The following is a 23710-nucleotide window of genomic DNA, read 5'->3' on the forward strand; positions in this document are numbered from 1 at the left end:
TTTTTATTTTATATGCAACATAAACAGCTAAAAAATCTTCCAAAGAACGATCCACTCTTTAACTACCTGTGTGCTGTTGTTTTACCAAAAATCCTGCCTTCTTTTCAAGGTAATCCTGAATTTGCTGTTTATCGCCTACATAGCAGCACACACAATAACAAAGTTTACCTGTATAAAGAGATAAACACTCATAAAAAGTTTGTAGGAAAATTTTTTACAGAAAGAGGTAATTCATCAAAGGCCGCAAGCAAAGCTTATCATGAATTTCAAAATTTAACTTATCTACAAAACTGTCACCTCAATTGCCATCCCCACTCTGTAATCAAACCAATTGCCTACAATCCTGATCTTAACTGCCTACTCATCATCGAATATGCTGATGGTGTATCTCTTTGCAAAATCATAAGGCGTGCACTGTCTAGTGGAAAAATGGACTTTCTTTTTGAAACTTTAAGCCTTCTTGCCTATTTTATGGCGACACTTCACAACCAAACAGCAATAGACACCCCCGTTGATTTTAATCGTGACTGTACCTATTTCCATCAACTTGTCAATCAGCTAAAAAGCACAAAAAACCTATCTCATTTTGAAGTTGGGTTGCTAACAAACCTTTGTGAGAATTGGAAAAGAAAAGAATATATGTGGCAAGACAGACAAGTTCTTGTCCATGGTGATGCAACGCCTCCCAATTTTATTTTTTCAAAGGAAAATAATATTCTTGCAATTGACTTTGAAAGAATGAAAAGGGCCGATCGAATCTTTGATTTAGGCCGCATTGTAGGAGAGCTACAACACTATTTTATGCACCATGGAAAGCATAGACATGATGCAGAGCCATTTATTGGGCACTTTTTATGGGAATACTGTAAGCACTTTCCAAACCAAACAGATGCCTTTCATTCCATTACAAAACGCATCCCCTTCCAAATAGCGATCACTCTTATGCGTATTGCCCGCAATACATGGATAGAACATAGTTATTCCCACAGACTCCTTCATGAAGTAAAACAGATTTTAAATGGAGCTTCTCATGCAAATTGATGCAATCTTTTTTGATGTTAATGGCACTCTCATCGACATTCTAACAGATGAGGGCATAATTGATATCTACAGAAAAATCCGCAACTTCTTAAGTTATCAAGGAATATTCATTGAAAAAGAGGAGTTAAAAGATCTCTATTTTCAGATATTAAAGAAACAAAAAGCAGACTCTGGCATAAAGTTTGCAGAATTTGATGCAGTAAAAATTTGGAAAGAAATTGTTGAGTTAAAGCAAACAGAACACACAAAGTCACTACCCCAAGAATTTTTAAAGCATTTGCCCCTTGTGATGGCTCACCTCTTTCGAGGAGCTTCTATGGTAAGAAAGCTACAACTTTATGAAGATGTAAGAGAAACGCTAGACCAACTAAAAGGCAAATACCCACTTGCCATCGTCTCAAACGCACAGACCTATTATGCTAAAGCAGAACTTAGAACAGTTGGACTTATTGACTACTTTGATCCTATTATTATCTCTGGGGATTACGGCTATTGCAAGCCAGATCCAAGGCTCTTTCAACAGGCTCTTGATAAACTTAAGCTCAACCCCCAAAATGTCATCCATGTAGGCAATGATACGGGACATGATGTGTTTGGCTGCAAACAGCTAGGGATGAAATCGGTATTGTTCGTGTCTAACCAAGGACGTCACCGTTTTTCCGGAGCAGATCCTGACTATGTTATCAAACAATTTCGTGAGCTCATCCCAGCAATTGAATTCCTTAAGAACCGTTGAGCAAATCTATTGTCTCTTGAAGACGTCCCTCTTCTGGCATAATTTCTCCAGCTTCCAAACTCCTAGAAAAGGCTCCCTGGACAAAAATGTGGTCAATTGCCTTTGACATTTTTGTGTAAGGATCAATGTTTGTACACCACGGAGAGTGCAAATCAAATTGAGATAATCCCGCTTTTTTATAAGCATCGAGCATCTCGTGTCGCTCAAAATTATTATCTCCAAGAGCTACCATAATCTCTTTGGCAGATGTAGCATTTGCTACATAACGCGCAAACTCCTCTCTTCCAGGAAGCGTTGGATCACCAGGTATGTGTGCATTGACGATGCGTATGTCCTTGCCCTCATTTTCCATTCTTCTAAATAATCCATTCACAATGGATCTTCCAGGAACACTTGGATAGGCGCTATATGTTACTTCAGAATGAGTAGGATCATATGTAAAGCGTCTGCTATTATACAAGGTAACATCTTGATCAACAAGTGGCTTATTAAGAAAGCCTATAAATTTCCAATCTGTAGGTAAATTCTCCTGTAGCTCTCTAAGAAAAGGCATTCCACACTCTTGCAATGCAATCATATCATTGGAGGAGGCAATGCTTTGAATAAGTTGAATTACATACATATCTCGTTTTGTAAGCCCATTCTTTTGAACAACGATATTCAGATCACTAATTAGCGAGCCGTTTAGTCCTTGAGAATCTTTTTCTGTTACCCAATTGATGTAAGCATTGTTCAAAACATTCCAGCTGACAATTTTAACTCCATCTACTTCAATACCAACTGGTAAATGGTCCGATGGAAATTGCCATTTTTCATGTAATTTACCTACATAAGTGCCCTTTAGAAGAGCTTCTATTTTCCACTTTTTCCTTAAAAGCTCAACTTGCCCTACAGTTTGATGGATGCGAATAGCGCCCATTGCAAGAGTTGCAAAGCCTTCTAGCCAATTGCCTTTTTTAAATTCACTTATAGAGGAAACACCTGAGACAATGACTTGTACTGTAAGGGATGCTATTTGTAGTTCAATAGATGCAAATACCGTTGTAAAAAGATAAAGCGTATTATTTGCAACCTGCGTAGTTTGTTTTGTAATTTCTAAAATATCTCTTGTTTGGACTGCTTGGTAGATGCCATAAAAATTAAGTCCTAAATCATGTAGCGATGTGATAACAATTCCAACGGGATGTAAAAAGACACTTCCTGCTATAGCTACAACTGAAAAGCTTAAATTGGCTAAACCTTTGAGGCTTGGATTGAAATAAAGATCATTTGTTGCTGTAATAGCTCTTAAAGCAGAAGAGCCCACGCCAAGCACCTTTCCTGCATGCCCATAAAGGCTGATAAAGGGAAGAGCAACTTGTGTAATTCTAGTTATATAAGAAACATAACTATTGTCTATTTTTTTTGGTAAATCGTGTTCAAAATCTCTATAAAAATAATTCGGTTCTTTAATACAAACAGACATTTCGACTTCCTTAATTAAAATCAACAAAACACATGGCATTATGCTTAAATTTATAATTAATATCAATATTTTTTAATAATTTTTTTAATAAATATAGACCTGTTTATAAGTGTTTAAAATGAAATAAAATGGCATTGTATCAAAAAATAATTTGTAAAAATTAAAATAAAGATTACAATGAGGTTTAATGGTTGGCGATCGATTAAGTCGGTTTTACAACCCAAAAATTCCTAACAAGGAGAACATCATGAGACTAACTCTCAAATTATGTGCAGCAACAGCAAGTATGTTGTTAGCATCAGGTGCTTTTGCTCAAAGCGGCGAATATACCTATACACCTTATCAAGGTGATCATCAGTACAATGTAGCAAGCTACAATACAACTGGTTATAACTCAGTGAATTATAATGCAGCAAATAATTCAGTAAATTGTCAACCAGTATCTGCTCCAGCAGTATACCAACCAGTATCTGCTTCAACAGACTGTTGTGCAGACACACAACCTGCAGCACCTTGCGACCAACCTACAAATGATTGTTGGTGTCGTTATGTGCACTGGCAACCATGCCACTACCAAACTCAACGTTGTGTTGAAGAACAAATACCATGCCAAAAACAATGCTGCCGCATGGTACCTAAATACTACCAAGTACAACAGTGCAAATATGTACCTCAGTACTACACAGTAACTGTTTGCCGCAATGAGCCAGAATACTACTGTGAACCTGATTGCAAAACCGTTCAAAGAACAGTTTGTGATACACATTGCAGATATGTTCCACAATACTATTGGAAACATGTTTGTAATGGTGATGCCAACATGGCAACTCCACAAGGCTACTAAGATAGCCATCGAAACAACGCCCGTACGAGAGCCTCATTACATGGGGCACTTGCAGGGCGTTGTTTTCTTTGCATTATTCAACAGAGTCTTGCGCTAAAGATTCTCTTATTTCCTCAAGCCCATCCGCAATACTTTTTACGAGCAACTGAATTTGCAACTCAGAGTCTTCTTTCAACCATTCTAAAAAATATCGCATCTCCTCACCAGCACTTTCAGTCTCGCCAAACCAGCTACCAATATCTACGACAGTAACCCAATTTGTTTTTATCCCTTCTTTAACATACAATTTGGCGTTCTCTTTTAGCTCTCTCCATTTTATTGCTAACTCTGAAAACTTGCGAAGTATTGCCTCTGACGTATCTAGAGAAAATGTATCTCGAACAAGTGTTCTAAGTGTTTTCATTTCCCCTTCTGCTACTTCTACAAGTCCTTGAAATTTACTTTTATCTTGTAAAGAAATATGTGAGTTAACAACGTAAGCAATTAAATGCTTATAGAGCGATGAATTGTCAGCAACAGTTGGCTTGCTTGTTGGATTTTTAACGCTTCTAATCTCAGCAAGACTTTTAGGTGGCCTTGAAGGGGCATAAAAACTAGCCTGAGATGAGTGTTGTACTGGATGCTGAACATAGGCAGCCAAAGATTCTTGTATAAAAGATCTAATCAAATGACGCCCGCCTAATGATTCGAGATCACTTTTCATGTTAAAATGCAAAAGCGTATATAAGTTATACCCTAGTTTGTTTAATCCCCCGTTTGGTTCAAGAGAACTTAAATTTTTTATAAAATCATTAATATAGTTTTCTATGGTATCACAACCTAAAAATAGCTTAACAAACTTATCTCCCCCCAGTGCTGATATGTTAGCAATCTCTACTCCTTTATTAATGAAGTACTGCTTTACTCTTTCCCAGTTTAATAATTGAAAAGCATCGTCTGTTGTAGCAGCTACAGCACTACTTAAATTATTCAATGCCCTGCTAGCAACACTCTCAATAACAGGCATTTTTGGAGGAAAATCCGCATCTGCGCTTGTCCATGTATCAAACGACCCATTCGACGAACTTGTAACACTTAAAATTTGTAATGATGACATAATAATTACCCTCTCTTTTTAATCTGCGCTATGGATTACGGTTGTCTCAAGCTGTTGAAGTCCCTCTAAGATCATATCTATACATTTATTCCAATCATCATATAACATAGCAAAAGTTATATCATCTCGTAGCCAAGTTAAAAATGCTTGTGTCCCTTTGGTTTTGCACTCAGCATCTGCACGTTTGTTAAATAATCCTAAAAACGTTGTAGCAGCAATCTTGCTATCCGTGATCTCTTCGTTCATTGTAAATGGTAATAAATTCATAGCAAGATCGTCTTTTATGTGATCCTCACAAGTTAATATTGAAGTAGCGGGAATATGAGCAGCCATTTGTTTGAGACATCTATCACTTAACTCTTCTGATGACATACTTGTTTGTGGCATTACAGGGATTGTTGTATGCGCTATTCCTTGGTACCAAGGAATATTTATGAAGTACTTAGAAAGTATTTCAGATAGATTTGGATTCTCTTTTAAATCATTACTATACTTGCAGTCCAAATAAATTAAAAACAGTCCTCGCTTCAAGAAGTTCTCTTTACCTAGCACTCGCGTATCAAATTCATCCAATAACTGAAAGCTGCACTTTTGCATGAAATCCTTTTCAAAATGGCTTTTCATAAACACATTAAATTCTGGTATTGCCTCTTCTTTTAAAAGTCGACAAGTCTCTGTACAAAAGGCTCTTAATCGTGAAATACCCCCTAATAAGTCTGGATATTCTTCAAAAACTTTTTCTAAGATCTCTAAGTAAAGCTCACCCTTCTTATCCATATCCATGGCATTATATTTTGAGTATTTTTGTGCAACAATGTGAATTACACTAATTAGCTCAACAAAAAAGGACATATCTGCAATATCCCTACTGTTTCTATTAATTTCTTGTATAATAGGGTTTTTGATTTCATTAACGATAAACTCTTTATTTACTTGGCTTCCATGATAATTAAGTACTCTTTGTATAGCATTTGAAGCAAAATTACTTTTTATAAGATCTACAATCTCGTTTTCATTGCCCGACGCTACAAGAATTTGATAAGTCTCCTCCTCTTGTTCACTAAGCTTTGCACCTTGTTCTTGTATAGAAATAGATCTTGGAGCTTCTGTATATCCAGAAGAGGCCCCGCCTTCATTTTGTACTTTTAATGACCAATGATAGTTGAGTACTTTTGTTGCAGTACTTGGAAAATTAGCTCTTATAGATACTTCAAGTTCATCATTATTGGTTGATATGTCTTTAAGAAACATATAAGCTTCTTTTTCTTCATCACTAAGTTCTGTATTCTGCACTTGCATAAGAAAGCTTGTATTATTTCTTTCAGTGGTTGTAGAGGCTACATAAGGCTGATTTTGGTAATTACTAGCCGTGATAAGAGTCTGGTAGCGCGAAAGGTTATCGACCAACTTTGCAAATTTTACTGAATGATTACTTAGCCATCCTAAAAATATAAATAGCGAAGCTTGCTCTTCAATCCCTAATTTCTCTTTTATTTCATCTAAAATATACGTCGCTGATAATTGCTTAGAACTATCACTTATGGATGGATTACTAAAAGTGTCATTACGCATTTGTAGGTCTTTCTCAAGAAAGTTAGCAGTAACTTCCCAGTCAGGGTTAATCTTTGCCTCCTTAAAGTGTTCTTCTGAAGCTAGGGGTCTTTCACTTTGAAAATAAGAAAGCATCTGTTGTTGCCATTTTTCATTGTATCCTATATCTTCTGCCACATACTTAGCCCCTTCTTGAGACCCCTCAGCTCCCATTAGCATGCCATCGTACATGAGTTCGTTCTTGCTGTTCCAGGGCTTCTCTGATACATTATGAGAATTTTCTCTTTTTTTTAGCTCAGCAAGGACTCTTTGTTTGTATTCACATAAGCCGCTAGAGATTTGAGGATTATCAAGTAATAACTCATCAAAAAGAGATTCTATTTCTTGTGTTTCTGTACCTGGAGGTACTTTAAACCACTCTTGAACATAATCAAAAATATATTCAGCAAGATCTTCGTCTTTTTCTTGTAAATCATTTGGTATACCAGTTGTAATTAGCTCTTTAAGAGTAGCCCGCCGATTAAGAGTAGCCCGCCGATCTGCTAAATCCTGTACAAATGGTGTAGAAGGCACTGTAAATGTGCTTGTATTATTTAGTGCTCCATGAGCAGCATTTGTAATATTAACATCTGTATGACCCATATTGTTTTGTGTGCGCGCATCAGAACTAGAGTTTAAAGTACTAGGAAATGAGCTGAATGAATAAGATCCATTTGGAGGAATTCCTGGTGATGACATAATGATTATTTCCTTTTATTATAAAACTTGTTATTAATAGAATTAAAAAGAAACTATCATAAAATAGTAATTATTTTATTACAATAGAGAATTAAGCATTTTTCATTGCTTTTTGAATATCGCGCTTTTCATCGCGCTCTTTAATTGCAGCTCGCTTATCCATGAGCTTTTTACCTCTAGCAAGGGCGATTTTTATTTTAACGCGTCCTTTTTTTAAATAGAGAGCTAAAGGCACCAAAGTAAGTCCTTTTTCTTGAACACTAGACCTTAACTTTGCAATTTCACGGTGGTGTAAAAGCAATTTTCGATCTCGTTTTTCTTCATGATTATAGATACTTCCAAAACTGTAGGGAGCAATATTTGCACCAATTAAAAAAACTTCATTCGTGATAACTTTTACATAAGCTTCTTGAATGCTGCCTCCATGGTTTCTTAATGACTTAATTTCAGTGCCTTGTAAAACAATACCTGCTTCAAAAGTCTCTAAAACCTCATAATCATGAAAGGCGCGCCTATTCGTTGCAAGATCTGTTTGTTTTGCTTGTTTCTCATTCATGCGGTGCATAATACCATAATCAACCGATCTTCTGTCAACAGCCAACTAATTTTAAATTATTTCCTGTTATTTTTTTTAATGACGATTTGGTCTATAACCTCGAGAAAAATAAATAGGTGATGCATGAAACTTGTGATTTCTAAACAAGACTTATCCCAACTTATCTTCAAGATTCAAAACATTGTACCCCTAAAGCCAACTGTTCCTATACTTTCACATGTACTTATAGAGTCGGCTAATGATGAGCTCATATTGACAGCTACAGATTTGGTGATTGGGATACGCTGCTTTACAGAAGCTAAAGTCTTAGAGGAAGGCTCGACAACGCTTCCTGCAAAACATTTTTTTCAGCTCATCCGAGAACTCTCAAACGTTCCCATCGAAATTACCACCACCACATCTGGTTCAACAGAAATTGTTGCAGGCCCCTCTTCTTTCAAACTAAGTGGTATGAGAAAAGAAGAGTTTCCTGAACTTCCCGACTTAAAAGATGCAACGCATATAAAAATAGATCCCAAAGCCTTAAAAGAAGCCCTTTACAGAACATCCTTTGCAACTTCAAAGGAGGATACGCGCTATGCACTTACGGGTGTCTATATGGAAATTGCAAACAAGATGATCACTTTTGTTGGCACAGATGGCAAACGCCTTGCTAAAGCTACAGCGCCCATTGTTGCAGATGAAAGTTTGCAGCGAACGCTTGTTTTACCTTTTAAACTTGTAGAGGAGCTACAAAAAATTGATGATGAAACAGAAGAGACAACTCTCTTTTTGATGAATGACAAAATTGCTGCAGAGACATCCAAATCCATCATCGTTTCCAAATTGCTCACAGGTGAATATCCCGACTTTCAAAGAGTCATTCCTAAAAAAACAGATATTCAGCTCTCTTTGCACAGAGAGGAGCTTATCTCACTTTTACGACAAGTAATCTTATTTACGACAGAGACACATTGCTCTGCTCGCTTTTCTTTTGTTGAAGGAGAACTTATCATGAGCGCAAACTGTGTAGAAGTAGGTGAAAGTAAAGTCTCTATGCCCGTAAACTACAATGGTCAGCCATTGCATATTGCCTTTAACCCCAACTTCTTTTTAGACATTTTAAAACATAGCCGTGATGAAACTGTAAATCTTGGATTAATCGATTCTTACAATCCAGGAGTAATTACAGATTCATCAAATGCTCTTTTTGTTATCATGCCCATGCGTCTGCAAGAGGTTTAGAGCAGCATTGCCATGGATTATACACAAACAAGTTCAAGAATTGTTTGTGTATATTTAGGCTTCAAATTATTGCGTATGCAGTGTTTGTACCGAGTTGAAATGAGCAACTAATCTATCTATTTGATCCTGTTCAAGTTGCATATCCGCCAATAGCAATTTAAATACTTCTATACTTCCAGAAGATTGATCTGCAGCTGCTTGGTAAATAATTAAATCCATGCCTTTAAGCTCAGGAATCTGCCTTGAATTTACTTTCTGAAAGGCGCTGCCATCTTTTTTTACTCTTATACTCTCTAGGGATGCAGAAGTTCTTGCTGAACTACTATCAGGACTTGCGTAATACAAAAGGTTCCTTACCAACTTTCCAAGCTCTGTTTTTTCATTATTAGAATATCTAAGCCATTGCAAAAACTGCTTTACTTGATCTATTTCAAAGTGAGATGGAATATTTTGTCGTATTTGTTCTAAAATTTTCATTGCAAAGCCTTGCTCAACAAAAAATTGCCTTCCCTCTTCACTTTTAGAAAAGTTTTCATTATATGCTCGTGCATTTTTTGCAAGTGACTCAGCACATGAAGTCCATGCAAACTCTTTAGCTTCTTTTTCTGTGGGAAGAACAGGGGGTATTTGCATTCCCAAAGACTGTGCACAATAACGATACATACGTTGAATCAATACCTCGTCAAGCCCATTTCCTTCTGCAATACTTTCAAATGAATCTCCCGACTTCTCAACTTCATCCATTATTAAGTTAAAAATAATCACCTGTTCTGAAGTGAGTTCGTCTTCACCTAGTGCAGCCAAAGTCCTAACTTGCGCTTCTTGAAACCAAGAAACTTCTGGAGTACATCGAAGCCTTAGCATATCCATGCTTAGACTTTTTTCCACACTAGAAAAATAACAAAACTCTAAATGCATCCAAAATAACCATCTATTCAAAGAAGAACTTTCCCGTAGTGTTTTATCATAAAAATCGTTCCATAAGTCAGCATTACAATTTTTAATAAACTCGCTTCGATTAAAAAGAGTATTTTTACAAACACTGAAATAATTTTCTTTTATAAAAGCGTTAAAATCTCCTGTTATTGTTTTGAATAAGGCTGTTAAATACCTCTGATAAAGTTCTTTAAGGGGTATAAGTTGTGAGAGTACGTCTTCGCAATTTTCAAATATCTTTTTTAAAATTTCAGAGCAAAAAGCACATGTTTCTTGTGTGCTCATAATTTTTCCTCCCAAATACTTTCTTACCGTTGTGTGGATTACAAAAATTAACTCAGTTGCAAAAGAAGGCTCTGTAAGATCCTTTGAATTACCTTCCACAACGCATATAATGGGTTCTCTTACTTTCTCGAAAATGAGCTTTAGATACTCTTCTTGTATTTCTTTAGAAAAATGGTGGCTCCAACTCCTCACGTTGATATTAGAGATTGTAGAAGAGCTCTGGTTATATAATGCTTCTCTAGCAATATCTTCAACTATAGTAGAAGAAGAATTGCTAGAACTAGGTATATTACCTGTAAAGGTGCTTGACGAACCCATTGTACTTGGAGAAATTCTTGATGGAGAAGACATAATGATTATACCTTTATGGAAGTTGGGAAATACTCTTTAGATAACTCTTCAGGGGATGTAACAAACACTTGCCCTAATGTTATAAGATGTTCATACAGTTTTTGTTTGCGCCTTGTATCAAGGCTTAAGCCTATATCATCAACGCTCATAATGGGCATTTCGCCAGATTCTTGATAAAGATGCGCCCACTCTGCAAAGCGAAGAGCTGCAACAAGTGTCCGCTTTTGCCCTTCGCTTGCAAAATCTTTTACACCAACCCCATCCATTTTCATCGTAAAATCATCTCGATGAGGCCCTACAAGAGAATATCCCATATAAACTTCTTGATTTCTGTATCTATTGTAAGCATGGATATAAGCCTTTTGAATGGATTCTAAAGACTCTTCTTTTATAATCAACCCTCTATACTCTAACAAAAGCTTTTCACTGCCACCACCAAGTTTGTAATAGAGTGTTTCTGTTAAATTTTTTAAAACCCCTAAAGCCCGTCTTCTTTGTAAACATACATAAGCTGCAGAGGCGCTCAACTCATGCTCCCAGCTCTCAATGCCAAGAAGAGCTTTATTTCGAAGGAGTATATTTCTCTGCTTCAATGCTCGAAGATAACGTGTTAGGTGATGCACATACAGAGGGTCTACTTGCGCAATTTGTAAATCTAAAAATTGGCGTCGCAGTTGTGCTGATGCGTTAATTAGTTCCATATCATCTGGTGTCAAGACAACACCTTGTATTAAACCTACAAGCTGGATAAAGGATGTATATTCCGTGCTGTTATGGCAAATTAAGCGCTTTTTTCCACCATAAGTTATGCGTATTACTTGTTCAATCTCATGCTTTACAAAATGTACTTCTAGATCGAATGATTTGGCTTCATAGGAAATAAGCTCCGATGTTTTTGGAGTGCGAAAAGATCTTCCTGCAATACAAAAGTTTAAGGCTTCAAGCAGATTCGTTTTGCCTTGTGCATTTTCTCCATAAAAAAGGTTTGTTCCAGGAATGAGCTCTATGCATGCTTCATCATAATTTCTAAAGGAGCGTAAATAAAGCTTTTGTACATACATAATTACACGATTAATGGAACAATTGCTTTTAATGCATCCCTTACAACTTCCAAGGGTTTTTGATTTGCATTTATCTTAAAATAGAGCGATGGAGGGTAGTGATCAAGAACTTTACTTGTTTCTTTTTCGTAAACTTCCATGCGTGTTGCAAGAATTTTTGCGTTTCCATCATCCGCTCGCTTTTCTAAAAGTGCACGATTTTGCAGGCGGTCGAGTAAAACTTGCTTATCTTCTACTTCTAAGATAATAACACCTTTTACATCGATGTATTTATCTAGTATTTCTGCTTGATGCTTAGTTCTGGGTATACCATCGAGTAGAAGATATTGTTTTTCTGGATAATAGCGGTTGGTAAAATAGAGACCAGAAATGTATTTCTCCCAAATAGCAATTGTTGCCTCATCTGGTAATAATAACCCGTTGTTTGCATATTCTTGAACTAGTTTTCCAGCTGATGAATTGGGAGAAATTCCTCTAAAAATATCCCCTGATGAGATATGTAAAAGAACTCCAGAATTACTTAAGAACTTACATAAAGTCCCTTTACCAACACCAGGAGGGCCAAATATTAATAGGCTAGAGTATTTTTCGTGATAAGGATCAAGTGTAAAGTGCATTTTCTCTTTCATGATATTAAAGTCCTAAAGAATAAATCGAGCGCATCAAAGATATCAGGCAATTTTCTCGAAAGCAACAAGAGTTTTTTGCTTGGTAAAAATTCATGATGCGTGCTAATCTCCCATCTTCTTTCAAGTTAACGGAGTATAGCGCAGTTTGGCTAGCGCGGCTGCTTTGGGAGCAGTAGGTCGGGGGTTCAAATCCCTCTACTCCGAATTTCCCCCCCTTTAAAACAATTTCGATTTTTGATGAAATTATACACAAACAAGTTCAAGAATTGGTTTGTGTATACCTTGTTTCTATGATAGAATCCCCTGTCATGAACACAATTATTGGCCAAGATATTAACATAGCAAAAGAATGCCTACTACAAGGTATGCTGGTTGCTATTCCAACTGAGACTGTCTATGGTCTTGCAGGTAATGCATTAGATGTAGCTACTGTTACAAAAATTTTTGAGACAAAAAATAGACCCGTGTTCGATCCTCTCATTGTACATACTCACAGTCTGGACACCCTTTTCTCCCTAGCCACTTATGTGCCTAAAAAAGCACAGATTTTAATTGAAAAGCTATCTCCTGGACCCATTACTTTTCTTTTACCAAAAAGCTTACTTATACCTGATTTAGTAACCAGTGCAAGTCCTCTTGTCGCTCTTCGTATACCTTCCCACCCACTCACACTCAACTTGCTTAAAACACTTCCCTTTCCATTAGCAGCGCCCAGCGCAAACCCGTTTGGATATATAAGCCCAACTTGCGCAGCACACGTATATGATCAATTACATAATCTTATTCCCTACATTTTAGATGGAGGCAATTCTCATATTGGTATTGAGTCTACAATCATTGGCTTTGAAAATGAAGAACTTCCGACCATTTATAGACTTGGAGGGATACCTATGGATGCAATTACTTCACTAATAGGTCCCGTTCACGTGCTTTCTTGTTCTTCTTCTAACCCCAAAGCCCCCGGACAATTAAAAAGTCACTATGCACCCAAAAAGCCCTTCCTTGTGGGCTCTATTCCCAATCTTTTAGAAGAATATAAGCATAAAAAGATCGCTATTCTCTCTTTTCAACATTGTTATGACAAAAATAGTTGTTATATACAACTTGCTCCCGATGGTAAACTTTCAACAGCTGCTCGCAATCTTTTTGCTTCCATGAGAACCCTTGACAGTGCTCCTGTCGACCTCATCCTTGCTGAATTTGTTCCAGATGTAGGACTTGGAAGAGCTATCAACGATAGATTAGCCAGAGCTGCTGCAAAGAATTATACACAAACAACTTGATTATAACTCTCTTTTTGAAGATAATTTATCCCGATATTTAATTTTAAGGAGATTTTGAAGATGGCAAAGCTAATTTTCAAAGATAGTAATGAAGAAATTGAACTACCAGATGGATCCCCTATTGCTGAAGCCTGTGAAGAAGCAGGCGTTCCTTTTGCTTGTACAGAGGGTGTTTGTGGTACTTGCGTCATAGAAGTTGTGAACGGCATGGAAAATCTATCCGAATTTACAGAAGAAGAAAAAGATTTTCTTGGCAGCTTAGACAGAGAACGACTTGCTTGTCAGTGCAAAATCAAATGCAATTCAGTAACGCTAACATTCTAAATTTAAAGGACTTATCATGACAACAGAGAATAACACTATCACATCAGACATGACAATAGAAGATATTCTTGGCATGTTTCCAAACAAAAGCCAACGTCTTGCTCATGAAATTTCCAAAGCAGGTCTTCACTGTGCTGGATGCCATGCAGCAACATGGGAAACTTTAGAAGCTGGAATGTTGAGCCACGGAAAAACTCTACCTCAAGTCGATGCATTAGTACAAGCCCTCAACAATCTTTTAGCTGAAACTTCTGATCCTGAAACAATTTCTCTCACACCAAAAGCTGCTCTAAAATATCAAGAAATTTTAAAGGAAGACGGTAAGAGCGGCTGGGGCCTTCGCTTTTCTGAACAGCCAGCTGGCTGCAGTGGCCTAGAGTATGTTCTTGATTACTCTGAAAAACCAGATGCAGATGATGCCGTTTTTGAGTGCTGGGGCGTAGATATCCACGTGAAGAAAGGAATGGTTCCTCGTCTTCTTGGATCAGAAATTGATTACATTGAAGGTGGCCTGCAGGGCGGTGGCTTTAAGATCTCCAACCCAAATGTCAAATCATCTTGTGGTTGCGGCGATACACATAGCTATTAACTTTTGCTAATTTTCATCTTACTAAGCTGGGTCATTAAATCACAAAAGTCAGTGCAATCCTTATAGTTTGCGTAAAAGAGAGCCTTTATGCATTGCAACTGCTTAGAGCTGCAGCCTCCTAGTTTTTGATTGATATAGAGGCTATTTAGTCTTGCTGCAACTTTCTGAGCTGTATCCAATCCTTGAGTTTCAATGTTTCTCTGCAAAAATAAGCAGATGCTCTTGTGATTAAGATAATAAGATTTTCCATTGATATTAAATGCAGAGGCAACCCCAAAAAACTGTAAAAACCAGCCCATAAAAGTTGAGTAACATCGTATACCAGCTCCCTTTTTTTCAGCTCCATTCTCAAAAATCACACTATTAAACTTTTCCTTAGAAAGAGTGGAAATATATAGCCGATTTTCAAAAAAGTGCTCTGAAAGGTAACAATTTATAGTCATAAAAACCCTTATTTTTAAAAGTTAATCTTATTATAATAGCTATTGTATCATAATTATGCCATAAAAGTATATAACATTTTTTTAATTATTCAGTTCGTTTCGTATATTTTTGTGTATACATCAATAGACAAAAATTGTTATATATCAGAGCTTGGATCAACACTGGATCAATTAAGATGCATGAATTCTCAACTTTTTCTATGGAAAAGTCTAACTCCTCTTTCGAAGATATACTACAGCAAATTTTTCCAATAGACGTGCGCCACAATACATTAAAGCGCACATTTGATGTTGTTTTTAGCATTTTTACCTTGCTTATGCTCTTGCCCTTCTTTTGCATTATTGCTCTTATTATCATTTCTACGTCACAAGGTCCTATTTTCTATGGTCACAAGCGCATTGGAAGGGGCGGTAGAATCTTTAAATGCTACAAATTTCGTACAATGTATAAAGATGCGGATAGTAGGCTCAATGATTTACTTACAAATCATCCTTCTTTAAAGCAAGAATGGGAAAAAACCCATAAGCTCAAGTCTGATCCAAGAATCACTCCTATCGGGGCTTTTCTCAGAAAAACATCGCTAGATGAGCTGCCTCAATTTTGGAACGTTATTGTTGCAGATTTAAGTATTGTAGGGCCAAGGCCTGTTGTAGAGGAAGAGATCGAGCGACATATCGGCGTAAAAGCTGCAAAAATCTTATCTATTAGACCAGGAATTACAGGACTTTGGCAGACATCAGGACGCAGCAACACAAGCTATGCATATCGCGTAGCCCTTGATGAGCAATATGTTGATCAACACAGCTTTTTTTTCGATATCAAACTCATTTTAAAAACCATACCATGCATACTATTTTCTAGAGGAGCCTACTAACCTGCTTCCTGTATTCTTTTTAACTCTTGCTTATCAGCTAATTATTCCTCTCTTTTTTCCTTTTTTGAAACTCTCTTTTTTTGCACCCTTTTTAGTGCTTGCAAAATTTAGGCTAAGTACCATACAAGCCCTTTTTGTCTCATTTTTTATTGGGATTTTACTAGATATTTTAAATAGCAGCACGCCTTTTGGTTATTATGCCATCACCATGACTCTCAGCATGCTTTTTCTAGCTATATTTAATATAGAATATTTTTTTAGTAGCAAAATAGCTACATTTCTTATGTCTGTACTTCTGTTTGTTTTTATTCAAACAGGACTAGAGCAGGCACTTGGCGTACTTTTTAAACTCTACGTACACACCTCTTTAGAATGGATGTTCTCAGATCTTATTGTCTATCCCGTACTAGATGTTCTCTATTCTTGGTTTATGGTCTATCTGCTTATGAAAAGGTATTATATCGTTCGATAAACAAGCTTTTCTGCCAAAAGCTCTAAAAATGTTGAATCTTTAAAAGTCTTTCTTAAATGTTCTTTTGCGGAAGAAAGAAGATTACTTGCTGCTTGCTTTGACCCCTCAACTCCAAGATGAGATACATAAGTTATTTTGTTATTAATTACATCGGTACTAACTTTTTTACCATGCTTTTCTTCAGAAGCCGTTACATCAAGGACATCATCGATGATTTGAAATGCAAGGCCGATTTTTTCTCCAAAATCCTCTATTTCTTTATAATCTTCAACACCTGCAATGATTGCGCCACCCACAACCGCTGCAGAAAGCAATGCACCTGTCTTTAATGAATGAAGCTTTTCTAAATTTTCTATGGACATCTCCTTGCCAACATTCATAAGATCCATTACCTGGCCACCAATCATTCCATGAGCCCCTGCATTTTTTGAAAAGAGAGAAATCAGCTTAAGTTTTTGTGACTCTGTAATTAATTGTGCGTTTGAAATTAACTCGAAAGCATAGGTTAGAAGAAAATCGCCTGTCAAAAGTGCATGCCACTCTGGAACTACTTTATGAAGTGTAAGCCTTCCTCTTCTGTAATCATCATTATCCATACAAGGAAGATCATCATGAATTAAGGAATATGTATGGATCATTTCAAGTGCAAGAGCCGGCATAAGCGCTTTTTGTTTATCTGCACCGAAAGCTGCGGCAATGGCCATCATTAAAATAGGCCTCAAACGTTTTCCTGAAGAGAGCAGAGAATAGCGAGCTGCTTTAAAAAGCTCGTTGTAAGGAAGATTTTTTTCTTCGACAAGCTTACTAAGCTCATTTTCTATCCAACAAGCATGCTCATGACAATAGGAAGCTACATCCATAAACTCTCAAGATATCTCTAAAATAACTTTTCCACAGGTACCAGAAAGCATTGCATCAAAGCCTATTTGGAATTCACTAAGGGGTACTTTATGCGTAATTACAGGAGCTATATTTAAACCACTTTGTAACATAGCAATCATCTTGTACCATGTTCCAAACATCTCTCTTCCATAAATACCTTTAATATTCAAGCATTTAAAAATAACTTGGTGCCAATCGATATCAGAGTTATGCTTGGGCAAAATACCAAGTAGAACAATACAAGCCCCATGAAAAGCTACATCGATTGCTGAAGAGAGAGCCTTTGAACTTCCAGACATTTCCAAAATAACATCAAAACCATATTTAATTCCCAAAGAAGTCATTACAGAGCGCAGATTTTCCTTTTGAATATTTACAGCTGCAGTGGCACCCATTTTCTTTGCAAGATCTAAACGATACTCGTTCATGTCCGTAATGACAACATTGCGAGCGCCTGCAAACTTTGCAATGGCAACTGCCATAAGTCCAAGGGGGCCTGCTCCTGTAATTAAAACATCTTCACCAATAAGACTAAAAGAGAGTGCCGTATGAACTGCATTACCAAGAGGATCTAAGAAACTTGCTTGATCATCAGATATACTAGAAGGAACTACTACTACATTTTCTGCAGGAAAGCTTAGATACTCAGCAAAGCAACCAGGACGGTTGACTCCAAGACCCATTGTGTGAGGACACAAATGTTTTTTACCACTTCTACAATTTCTACAGTGGCCACATACCAAATGTCCCTCTCCAGAAACGCGATCCCCGACTTTTAGCTCTTTTACAAGAGAGCCAACCTTTGCAATTTCGCCAACAAACTCATGACCGATAACCATAGGAGTTTTAATCGTTCTTTCAGCCCACTCGTCCCACTGATAAATGTGCACATCTGTCCCACAAATAGCTGCTTTTTTAATTTTAATGAGGACATCTGTATCACCTATTGTAGGTTCAGGAACATCTTCTAACCAAAGACCTGGAGCTGCATGTTTTTTTACTAATGCTTTCATAAAAATCCTATAGCTTAACTTAAAGCAAACATGATAGATTAAATTCTTATAAAATTCAAGAGATTACACCTGTTATGATTCTAGATGGGAAAAAAATTGCTTTACACATTGAAGCTGAACTTAAAGAAAAAATTGGACATTTACAAACAAGAAAACCAGGTCTTGCTGTTGTTTTAGTCGGCGAACATCCAGCCTCTCTTACCTATATTCGCATGAAAGAAAAGCGATGCACATCTGTTGGCATAAACTTTTATTTAAAAAAGTTTCCATCTTCCATAAGTGAAGATCTTCTTTTAGAGGAAATTAAAAATTTAAATAACAACAAAACGATTGATGGGATTTTGGTACAACTTCCATTACCCCCTCATATTTCAACACAAACGGTTATTGAAACAATTGATCCTAAAAAAGATGTCGATTGCTTTCATCCCCTCAATATGGGAAAACTCTCTATTGGAAACAAAGATGGCTTTATCCCCTGCACTCCAGGTGGCATCCAATTACTTCTCAAACACGCAAATGTGCAAGTGGAGGGCAAACATGTAGTTGTTGTTGGAAGAAGTAACTTAGTTGGCAAACCCCTTGCCATTCTTTTAATGCAAAAAGGGCCTCATGCCAATGCAACCGTCACAGTTGCTCATAGTGGCACTCCTAACCTAAAAGAAATCTGTCAAAGCGCTGATATTTTAATTGTAGCTATTGGCAGCCCCCTCTTTATCAAGAGCGATATGGTAAAAAAAGGCGCTGTTGTCATCGATGTTGGCATTCATAAAATTCAAAGTGAAGCAGGCACAAAAATTATTGGAGATGTTGATTTTGAGCAAGTCAAAGATAAATGTTCCATTATTACACCAGTTCCAGGTGGTGTAGGCCCCATGACAATTGCCATGCTCCTAAAAAACACCTATCAAAGCTATCTACAACATACCTTATGAGGGTGTTCTTCTTCTTTCAAGCGGTGCAAAGTGCAACTTTGGCAATGGTTTCGCTCTACCAGATAAAGTTTTAATCTCTCGCTTACCCGTTGGAACAACAAGTCCATTTTTAACAAGAACTGCCAAAATATCTGGATACGACGCTGCAATGTAGTACATATTATTAATCTGCTCAATTAAGCCAATTTGCGTTTTGATACCCATTGCCGTTGCAATCCCAATCACTTGCTCACTTGTATTAAAAACAGGGCCTCCACTATTTCCCTCATGAATCGACGCATCTGTCTTAATCAATGGGTTTTCATCAAATACGTAATCCAGCCCGCTGTGACGGCCAAAACTCAGTGTAATTGTATCTTTTAAATCCATCGAAAGATCGCTATTTTCATACTGGGCAGGAAAGCCCATAATGACAAGGTCCTCACCCATAGGAACTTTTGTTGCATCTCCTAAACGAAGAACCACAAATTCACGATTGATAGGCTTTCCATCAATATCTGATACGATTCTCAACATAGCCCCATCAAAGTTATCTCCTATTGTTAGAACTTCTGCTCTATACAAATCAAAGTCATCACCTGTTGTATCGCGAAAAATCTGTACAATAGGTACTGCATGCCCAACAAAATAGATCTTTTTAACTTTAGGATCTGATTCCAGCCCTTTTTTATAAGTTAGAACGTCCATAGTATGGGCTTTATGCTCTTCATCTACCCAATCAGCTACCATATACCCATCAACGCACCATTCAACCACATGCTTATTTGTAAATAGTACACCATCAGATGTTACGATAAACCCAGATCCCCTTGTAAGATATCCTTGATCTTTATCTAAATTAAGAGCCTTTACAAGAGATGCATCATATAAAAACACTTTTACAACCCCTTGATAGTACTTTTTAGCAATATCTTCGGCTTCAGCATCTGCAAATAATGGGTTGCCTATTCCAAAAGAAAAAAGAAGAAGGAAAAAAACAATATAACGAGAGCGCAACATAGCATAACCTAGAGTTTAAAATAATTTATCGTCTTTTATGCATCCTATGTCGTTTTTTAAATTTTAACAACTATAAAATTTAAAAAATAATCGAAATAAAATTTTTATAAAAATGTAATTTAACAAAATAAAATAATATTAATTTATTGTAAGTTAACAATTAATGTGTTATGATTATGTGATAATTTAAATTAAAAATAGATAAAGTTAAAAAATGCCAGATCTGACAGCGCCTAAAAAGAATAAGATTAACCTTGCAGATTACCCATACAAAAGAGACGTAGAAAATCGCCTTCTTATGGCAGACTTTTCTGCCTTTGATATTGAGCTTTTAAGAGAAATTGTCGATGGGCCTTTATCTATTTCCCTTACAAACTTAGTAGATGCACTCGAAGTAGATGAAACTCAAATTGTAAATTCACTTAAAAAACTAGAGAGATCTGGTCTTTTAAAAAAATCTTTCGATTGTATTATTGTCGATAAGGACACAAGAAAATATTATGAAACACAGTTAATAAAGTTCGATCCAGATTTCCAACCAGGTATTGAATACATAAAAAGCTTACTAAAAAAAGTTCCTATCGAGCATATTCCAGTCTGGTATGCCCTTCCAAGAACCTCTGACGATATTTTTCAAGCAATCATTGAAAAATATCTTCTAACTCCCAGGATTTTTAAAAGACATATAGCAGAGCTTACTCAAGAACTTCCTATCGTCAAATCTATTATCAATGACCTCGAAATGGCTGAAAAGCATCAATTGCCCTCTTGCTACTTTCATGAAAAATATAGCTATAAAAAAGAAGAGTTTGAAGAGCTCATGCTGTTTCTAGAATTTAACTTCATTTGTTGTATTAATTATGTCTCTCTCCAGGATCGTTGGATAGAGGTGGTTACACCTTTTGCTGAATGGAAAGAACATCTCTCATTCTCAAAAAAAATAAAAAATAAAAAAGAATCTAGTTTCGAAAAAGAAATCTCACCCTTTGGTTTCATTAAAAAGTTACAGCAAACACTTGTCTCTATAAAAAACAAACCCACATTAATAGATGAGCTAGAATCAACTCTCCTCAAAAGGTTACAAGAGCTTCAGCTTGTAGAACTCCAAGACTTACAGGTTACACCTCTTGAACGTGCAAATTCCTTTCTCTCTTTAAGAGATGACCAACAAGCACATTGTTTGTACCGCCTACCCCTACATATCCATGACTATGCATCTTCCTTCTGCCAAGAAAAACACTTGCGTGAGTTAGAAAAGCAAATGGCAATGTTTGCTAAACATGGCTGGATCTCATTTCATACCTTCTTAGAGGGGTGTACAGCTGGCATTGGCACTCAGTCGGAGCTTATGCTCAAAAAAACGGGTAAACAGTGGTGTTACATGCGTCCTTGCTACTTAAAAGAAGAAGAGGATTTTATCAAAAAAATTATTTTTGAAAAGTTCTTTGAAGCAGGCCTTGTAGATACTACCTACTTTCAAGATAAAGAGTACTTTTGTGTAACACCCTTTGGCCACAAATTACTCACATAATTTTTTCTCGCATTAAATGAATCATCTTTATAGAATAGAGGGAAGCCCAAAATAATTTTGGCATCGAAGGTAGGCCCTATTATGGACAGTTTACAAAAAGCATTGGAGCAAACGCTCTATTTTTCAAAAACTTCAGCTACCTCTTCTTTATTTCATCATTTCCATCATCTTATTTAATCTCTAAAAAAGAGCACACTCTTTTTTAGTCTTGGCATGCAAAGGTTTTCCCTTTTCATCCTCCATTTATTTTTAAATTAATTTTTACGCTTATTTTTTAGGAGTTAATCTATGTTTTTATTTATATTAAATTTTTTATTATTATCTGCTACTATTTTTGCATCTACTAACAATGAAAAAGAATTAGTAGTTGGTACAACAGGCGCCTACGCCCCTTATGTTTGTTTAAACGAACAGGGGGAATATGAAGGCTTTGATATCTCTGTTGCAAAGGAACTTGCAACTCTTTTAAATAAAAAACTTGTTTTAAAGGATTTGGGAGGATTGCAGCCTTTGTTCCTTGCTTTAAAGCAAAACAAAATAGACCTCATATTATTTGCTGTTTCTATAACAGAAGAGCGTATGCAAAAAATGCAGATGATACACTACCAAGGTGAAGATACTGTAGAGATGCCTCTTTTATTCTGGAAAAAGATACCAGATAGAATTGTATCCATTGAAGATCTTGCAAAAAGAGATTGTGTTGTATGTGTAGAGGCTGGATCTTATCAAGAAAAATGCGCAGAAAAATTTTCTCTCAAAAATTTAAAGCAGACAGACTCCATCCAAGATGCTCTCATGGAAATAAAATATGGAAAGGCCGTTGCAACATTTGCAGATCCTTCCATGCTTCCAAGGTTTTTAAAGCAATATAAAGAGCTACAAGTCATTCAAATTCCGATTCCAAAAGAGGAACAAGCTTATGGTAATGGCATTTGCATCAACAAAAATAACACCGTTTTAAAACTCGATGTGGAAAAAGCTATAAACCTTCTTAAGGCTAATGGAACAATTCAAGCGTTGGAAGAAAAATGGGGCTTAAGGTAAACTTATGGATGCATTTGATCAAAGTTTAATCATAAAATCGCTCCCCCTTCTTTTAAAGGGGGTGCAAATGACACTGCAAGTGTTTTTCGCAACGCTTTGTTTGAGCACCCTTCTAGGAATACTTTTTGGAACAATTTTGTCTACTCGCTGTAGGATAAGATGGCTTTCATCGCCGATTAAAGTTATAACCTTCTTTTTGAGGGCAGTTCCCTTTTATGTGCAACTACTCATCGTCTACTTTGTGTTGCCAGACCTCTTAGGCATCAATTTAGATGGATTTGTAGCCTCTGTAATAGCGCTTGGATTTTGCTCCTCTGGATATGTTGCACAAACAGTTAGAGGAGGTCTTAACACAATTGAATCTGGACAGTGGGAAGCAAGTTTTACACTTGGGTTTAGTAAAATCCAAACACTTCGCTACATTATTTTTCCACAGGTATTTAGAAACATAATACCTGCCCTTACCAATGAACTAGAGTCTCTTTTAAAAAGCACAAGCATATTATCTTCCATCGGTATGTTAGAGCTTACTCGTGCAGGGATGAATATTATTTCAAGAGAGATGGAACCACTTACTATCTACATCCTAGTAGCTCTTTTTTATGCAGCGATTTCCCTCATCTTGAATATGCTCTCAAGGCATATAGAAAAAAGACTTGCATACACAAAATAATTAAGCTAAAGCATCAAATTATAACGCAGGCTTTCAGCCTGCAAATTACGTGCTGAGGGCACCTAAGGCGTGTGCCCTAGGCTTTTATAAATCAGGCTTTCAGCCTGAAATAGTTGCAAGTATAATTTTCAGGG

General features: G+C 36.6%; 24 protein-coding genes and 1 tRNA gene. 14 read left to right on the forward strand and 11 right to left on the reverse strand.

All coding sequences use genetic code 11. The annotated features are described in order from the left end of the window. The first annotated feature begins 12 nt into the window (after window positions 1–12). Together P4L16_01960 and P4L16_01965 are read left to right on the forward strand one after the other, a co-directional pair. On the forward strand, window positions 13–1041 hold the full coding sequence (locus tag P4L16_01960) for a phosphotransferase (protein ID MDR3623886.1): 1029 nt from the start codon (window positions 13–15) through the stop codon (window positions 1039–1041). Next, a complete protein-coding gene (locus P4L16_01965) occupies window positions 1031–1777 on the forward strand; it encodes an HAD family hydrolase (protein MDR3623887.1) in 747 nt (248 codons plus the stop codon). The genes P4L16_01960 and P4L16_01965 overlap by 11 nt, the downstream gene beginning before the upstream one ends. On the opposite strand, the gene P4L16_01970 is transcribed toward P4L16_01965, so the two are convergent. Next, window positions 1764–3242 (reverse strand): hypothetical protein, encoded by a 1479-nt coding sequence (locus P4L16_01970; protein MDR3623888.1) that lies wholly within the window; start codon window positions 3240–3242, stop codon window positions 1764–1766. The two genes, P4L16_01965 and P4L16_01970, sit on opposite strands and share 14 nt — an antisense overlap. 247 nt (window positions 3243–3489) lie before the next feature. Here P4L16_01970 and P4L16_01975 point away from each other — a divergent pair, with 247 nt between their 5' ends. Further along, entirely contained in the window at window positions 3490–4086 is a 597-nt protein-coding gene (locus P4L16_01975) for a hypothetical protein (protein ID MDR3623889.1), read from the forward strand. A 73-nt stretch (window positions 4087–4159) separates the two neighbouring features. On the opposite strand, the gene P4L16_01980 is transcribed toward P4L16_01975, so the two are convergent. The 3 genes from P4L16_01980 to smpB form a co-directional block, all read right to left on the reverse strand. Beyond that, window positions 4160–5182: a hypothetical protein gene (locus P4L16_01980; GenBank protein ID MDR3623890.1), complete on the reverse strand. Its 1023-nt coding sequence runs from the start codon at window positions 5180–5182 to the stop codon at window positions 4160–4162. A gap of 18 nt (window positions 5183–5200) precedes the next feature. Further along, a complete protein-coding gene (locus tag P4L16_01985) occupies window positions 5201–7471 on the reverse strand; it encodes a hypothetical protein (protein MDR3623891.1) in 2271 nt (756 codons plus the stop codon). A gap of 91 nt (window positions 7472–7562) precedes the next feature. Continuing rightward, window positions 7563–8027, reverse strand: coding sequence for an SsrA-binding protein SmpB (gene smpB / locus P4L16_01990; GenBank protein MDR3623892.1), 465 nt, complete (start codon window positions 8025–8027; stop codon window positions 7563–7565). Between the two features lie 123 nt (window positions 8028–8150). Between smpB and dnaN the strand changes: the two genes are divergently transcribed. After that, window positions 8151–9251 carry a DNA polymerase III subunit beta gene (gene dnaN, locus P4L16_01995; GenBank protein ID MDR3623893.1) on the forward strand — a complete coding sequence of 367 codons (1101 nt, stop codon included), beginning with the start codon at window positions 8151–8153 and terminating at the stop codon, window positions 9249–9251. A gap of 66 nt (window positions 9252–9317) precedes the next feature. On the opposite strand, the gene P4L16_02000 is transcribed toward dnaN, so the two are convergent. From P4L16_02000 to P4L16_02010, 3 genes are read right to left on the reverse strand one after another with little or no spacing between them, the layout of a single operon-like run. Then, window positions 9318–10823 carry a hypothetical protein gene (locus tag P4L16_02000; GenBank protein MDR3623894.1) on the reverse strand — a complete coding sequence of 502 codons (1506 nt, stop codon included), beginning with the start codon at window positions 10821–10823 and terminating at the stop codon, window positions 9318–9320. A 5-nt stretch (window positions 10824–10828) separates the two neighbouring features. Next, complete coding sequence (recF, locus tag P4L16_02005; GenBank protein MDR3623895.1) at window positions 10829–11884, reverse strand: DNA replication and repair protein RecF; 1056 nt, start codon at window positions 11882–11884, stop codon at window positions 10829–10831. Between the two features lie 2 nt (window positions 11885–11886). After that, entirely contained in the window at window positions 11887–12513 is a 627-nt protein-coding gene (locus tag P4L16_02010; protein MDR3623896.1) for a nucleoside monophosphate kinase, read from the reverse strand. A 129-nt stretch (window positions 12514–12642) separates the two neighbouring features. On the opposite strand from P4L16_02010, the gene P4L16_02015 reads away from it, so the two are divergent. From P4L16_02015 to P4L16_02030, 4 genes are all read left to right on the forward strand, one after another. Further along, window positions 12643–12717: transfer RNA gene (locus P4L16_02015), tRNA-Pro, on the forward strand. Between the two features lie 104 nt (window positions 12718–12821). Next, window positions 12822–13796: an L-threonylcarbamoyladenylate synthase gene (locus P4L16_02020; protein ID MDR3623897.1), complete on the forward strand. Its 975-nt coding sequence runs from the start codon at window positions 12822–12824 to the stop codon at window positions 13794–13796. A 60-nt stretch (window positions 13797–13856) separates the two neighbouring features. After that, window positions 13857–14120 carry a 2Fe-2S iron-sulfur cluster-binding protein gene (locus P4L16_02025; GenBank protein ID MDR3623898.1) on the forward strand — a complete coding sequence of 88 codons (264 nt, stop codon included), beginning with the start codon at window positions 13857–13859 and terminating at the stop codon, window positions 14118–14120. Window positions 14121–14136: 16 nt separating this feature from the next. Further along, on the forward strand, window positions 14137–14709 hold the full coding sequence (locus P4L16_02030; GenBank protein ID MDR3623899.1) for an iron-sulfur cluster assembly accessory protein: 573 nt from the start codon (window positions 14137–14139) through the stop codon (window positions 14707–14709). Here P4L16_02030 and P4L16_02035 read toward each other — a convergent pair. Next, a complete protein-coding gene (locus P4L16_02035; GenBank protein ID MDR3623900.1) occupies window positions 14706–15152 on the reverse strand; it encodes a hypothetical protein in 447 nt (148 codons plus the stop codon). The two genes, P4L16_02030 and P4L16_02035, sit on opposite strands and share 4 nt — an antisense overlap. Window positions 15153–15328: 176 nt before the next feature. Here P4L16_02035 and P4L16_02040 point away from each other — a divergent pair, with 176 nt between their 5' ends. Together P4L16_02040 and P4L16_02045 are read left to right on the forward strand one after the other, a co-directional pair. Next, window positions 15329–16027, forward strand: coding sequence for a sugar transferase (locus P4L16_02040; protein ID MDR3623901.1), 699 nt, complete (start codon window positions 15329–15331; stop codon window positions 16025–16027). A gap of 94 nt (window positions 16028–16121) precedes the next feature. Next, a complete protein-coding gene (locus tag P4L16_02045; protein ID MDR3623902.1) occupies window positions 16122–16499 on the forward strand; it encodes a hypothetical protein in 378 nt (125 codons plus the stop codon). On the opposite strand, the gene P4L16_02050 is transcribed toward P4L16_02045, so the two are convergent. Both P4L16_02050 and tdh read right to left on the reverse strand, forming a co-directional pair. Further along, on the reverse strand, window positions 16484–17359 hold the full coding sequence (locus P4L16_02050; GenBank protein MDR3623903.1) for a polyprenyl synthetase family protein: 876 nt from the start codon (window positions 17357–17359) through the stop codon (window positions 16484–16486). The two genes, P4L16_02045 and P4L16_02050, sit on opposite strands and share 16 nt — an antisense overlap. A gap of 6 nt (window positions 17360–17365) precedes the next feature. Beyond that, window positions 17366–18394, reverse strand: coding sequence for an L-threonine 3-dehydrogenase (gene tdh, locus P4L16_02055; GenBank protein MDR3623904.1), 1029 nt, complete (start codon window positions 18392–18394; stop codon window positions 17366–17368). Window positions 18395–18468: 74 nt separating this feature from the next. Here tdh and folD point away from each other — a divergent pair, with 74 nt between their 5' ends. Further along, a complete protein-coding gene (gene folD / locus P4L16_02060; protein ID MDR3623905.1) occupies window positions 18469–19329 on the forward strand; it encodes a bifunctional methylenetetrahydrofolate dehydrogenase/methenyltetrahydrofolate cyclohydrolase FolD in 861 nt (286 codons plus the stop codon). On the opposite strand, the gene P4L16_02065 is transcribed toward folD, so the two are convergent. Continuing rightward, complete coding sequence (locus P4L16_02065) at window positions 19324–20328, reverse strand: serine protease (protein MDR3623906.1); 1005 nt, start codon at window positions 20326–20328, stop codon at window positions 19324–19326. The two genes, folD and P4L16_02065, sit on opposite strands and share 6 nt — an antisense overlap. A gap of 214 nt (window positions 20329–20542) precedes the next feature. Here P4L16_02065 and P4L16_02070 point away from each other — a divergent pair, with 214 nt between their 5' ends. The 3 genes from P4L16_02070 to P4L16_02080 all read left to right on the forward strand — a co-directional run bounded on the left by P4L16_02070 (window position 20543) and on the right by P4L16_02080 (window position 23576). Continuing rightward, complete coding sequence (locus tag P4L16_02070; GenBank protein ID MDR3623907.1) at window positions 20543–21859, forward strand: hypothetical protein; 1317 nt, start codon at window positions 20543–20545, stop codon at window positions 21857–21859. A gap of 288 nt (window positions 21860–22147) precedes the next feature. Continuing rightward, window positions 22148–22903 (forward strand): transporter substrate-binding domain-containing protein, encoded by a 756-nt coding sequence (locus tag P4L16_02075; GenBank protein MDR3623908.1) that lies wholly within the window; start codon window positions 22148–22150, stop codon window positions 22901–22903. Between the two features lie 4 nt (window positions 22904–22907). After that, the gene (locus P4L16_02080) at window positions 22908–23576 is read left to right on the forward strand and encodes an amino acid ABC transporter permease (protein MDR3623909.1); all 669 of its coding nucleotides are present in this window, start codon (window positions 22908–22910) and stop codon (window positions 23574–23576) included. Window positions 23577–23710: the final 134 nt, after the last annotated feature.

This window comes from Chlamydiales bacterium, assembly GCA_031292375.1.
In the GTDB taxonomy this organism is placed as follows: domain Bacteria; phylum Chlamydiota; class Chlamydiia; order Chlamydiales; family VFKH01; genus JARLHF01.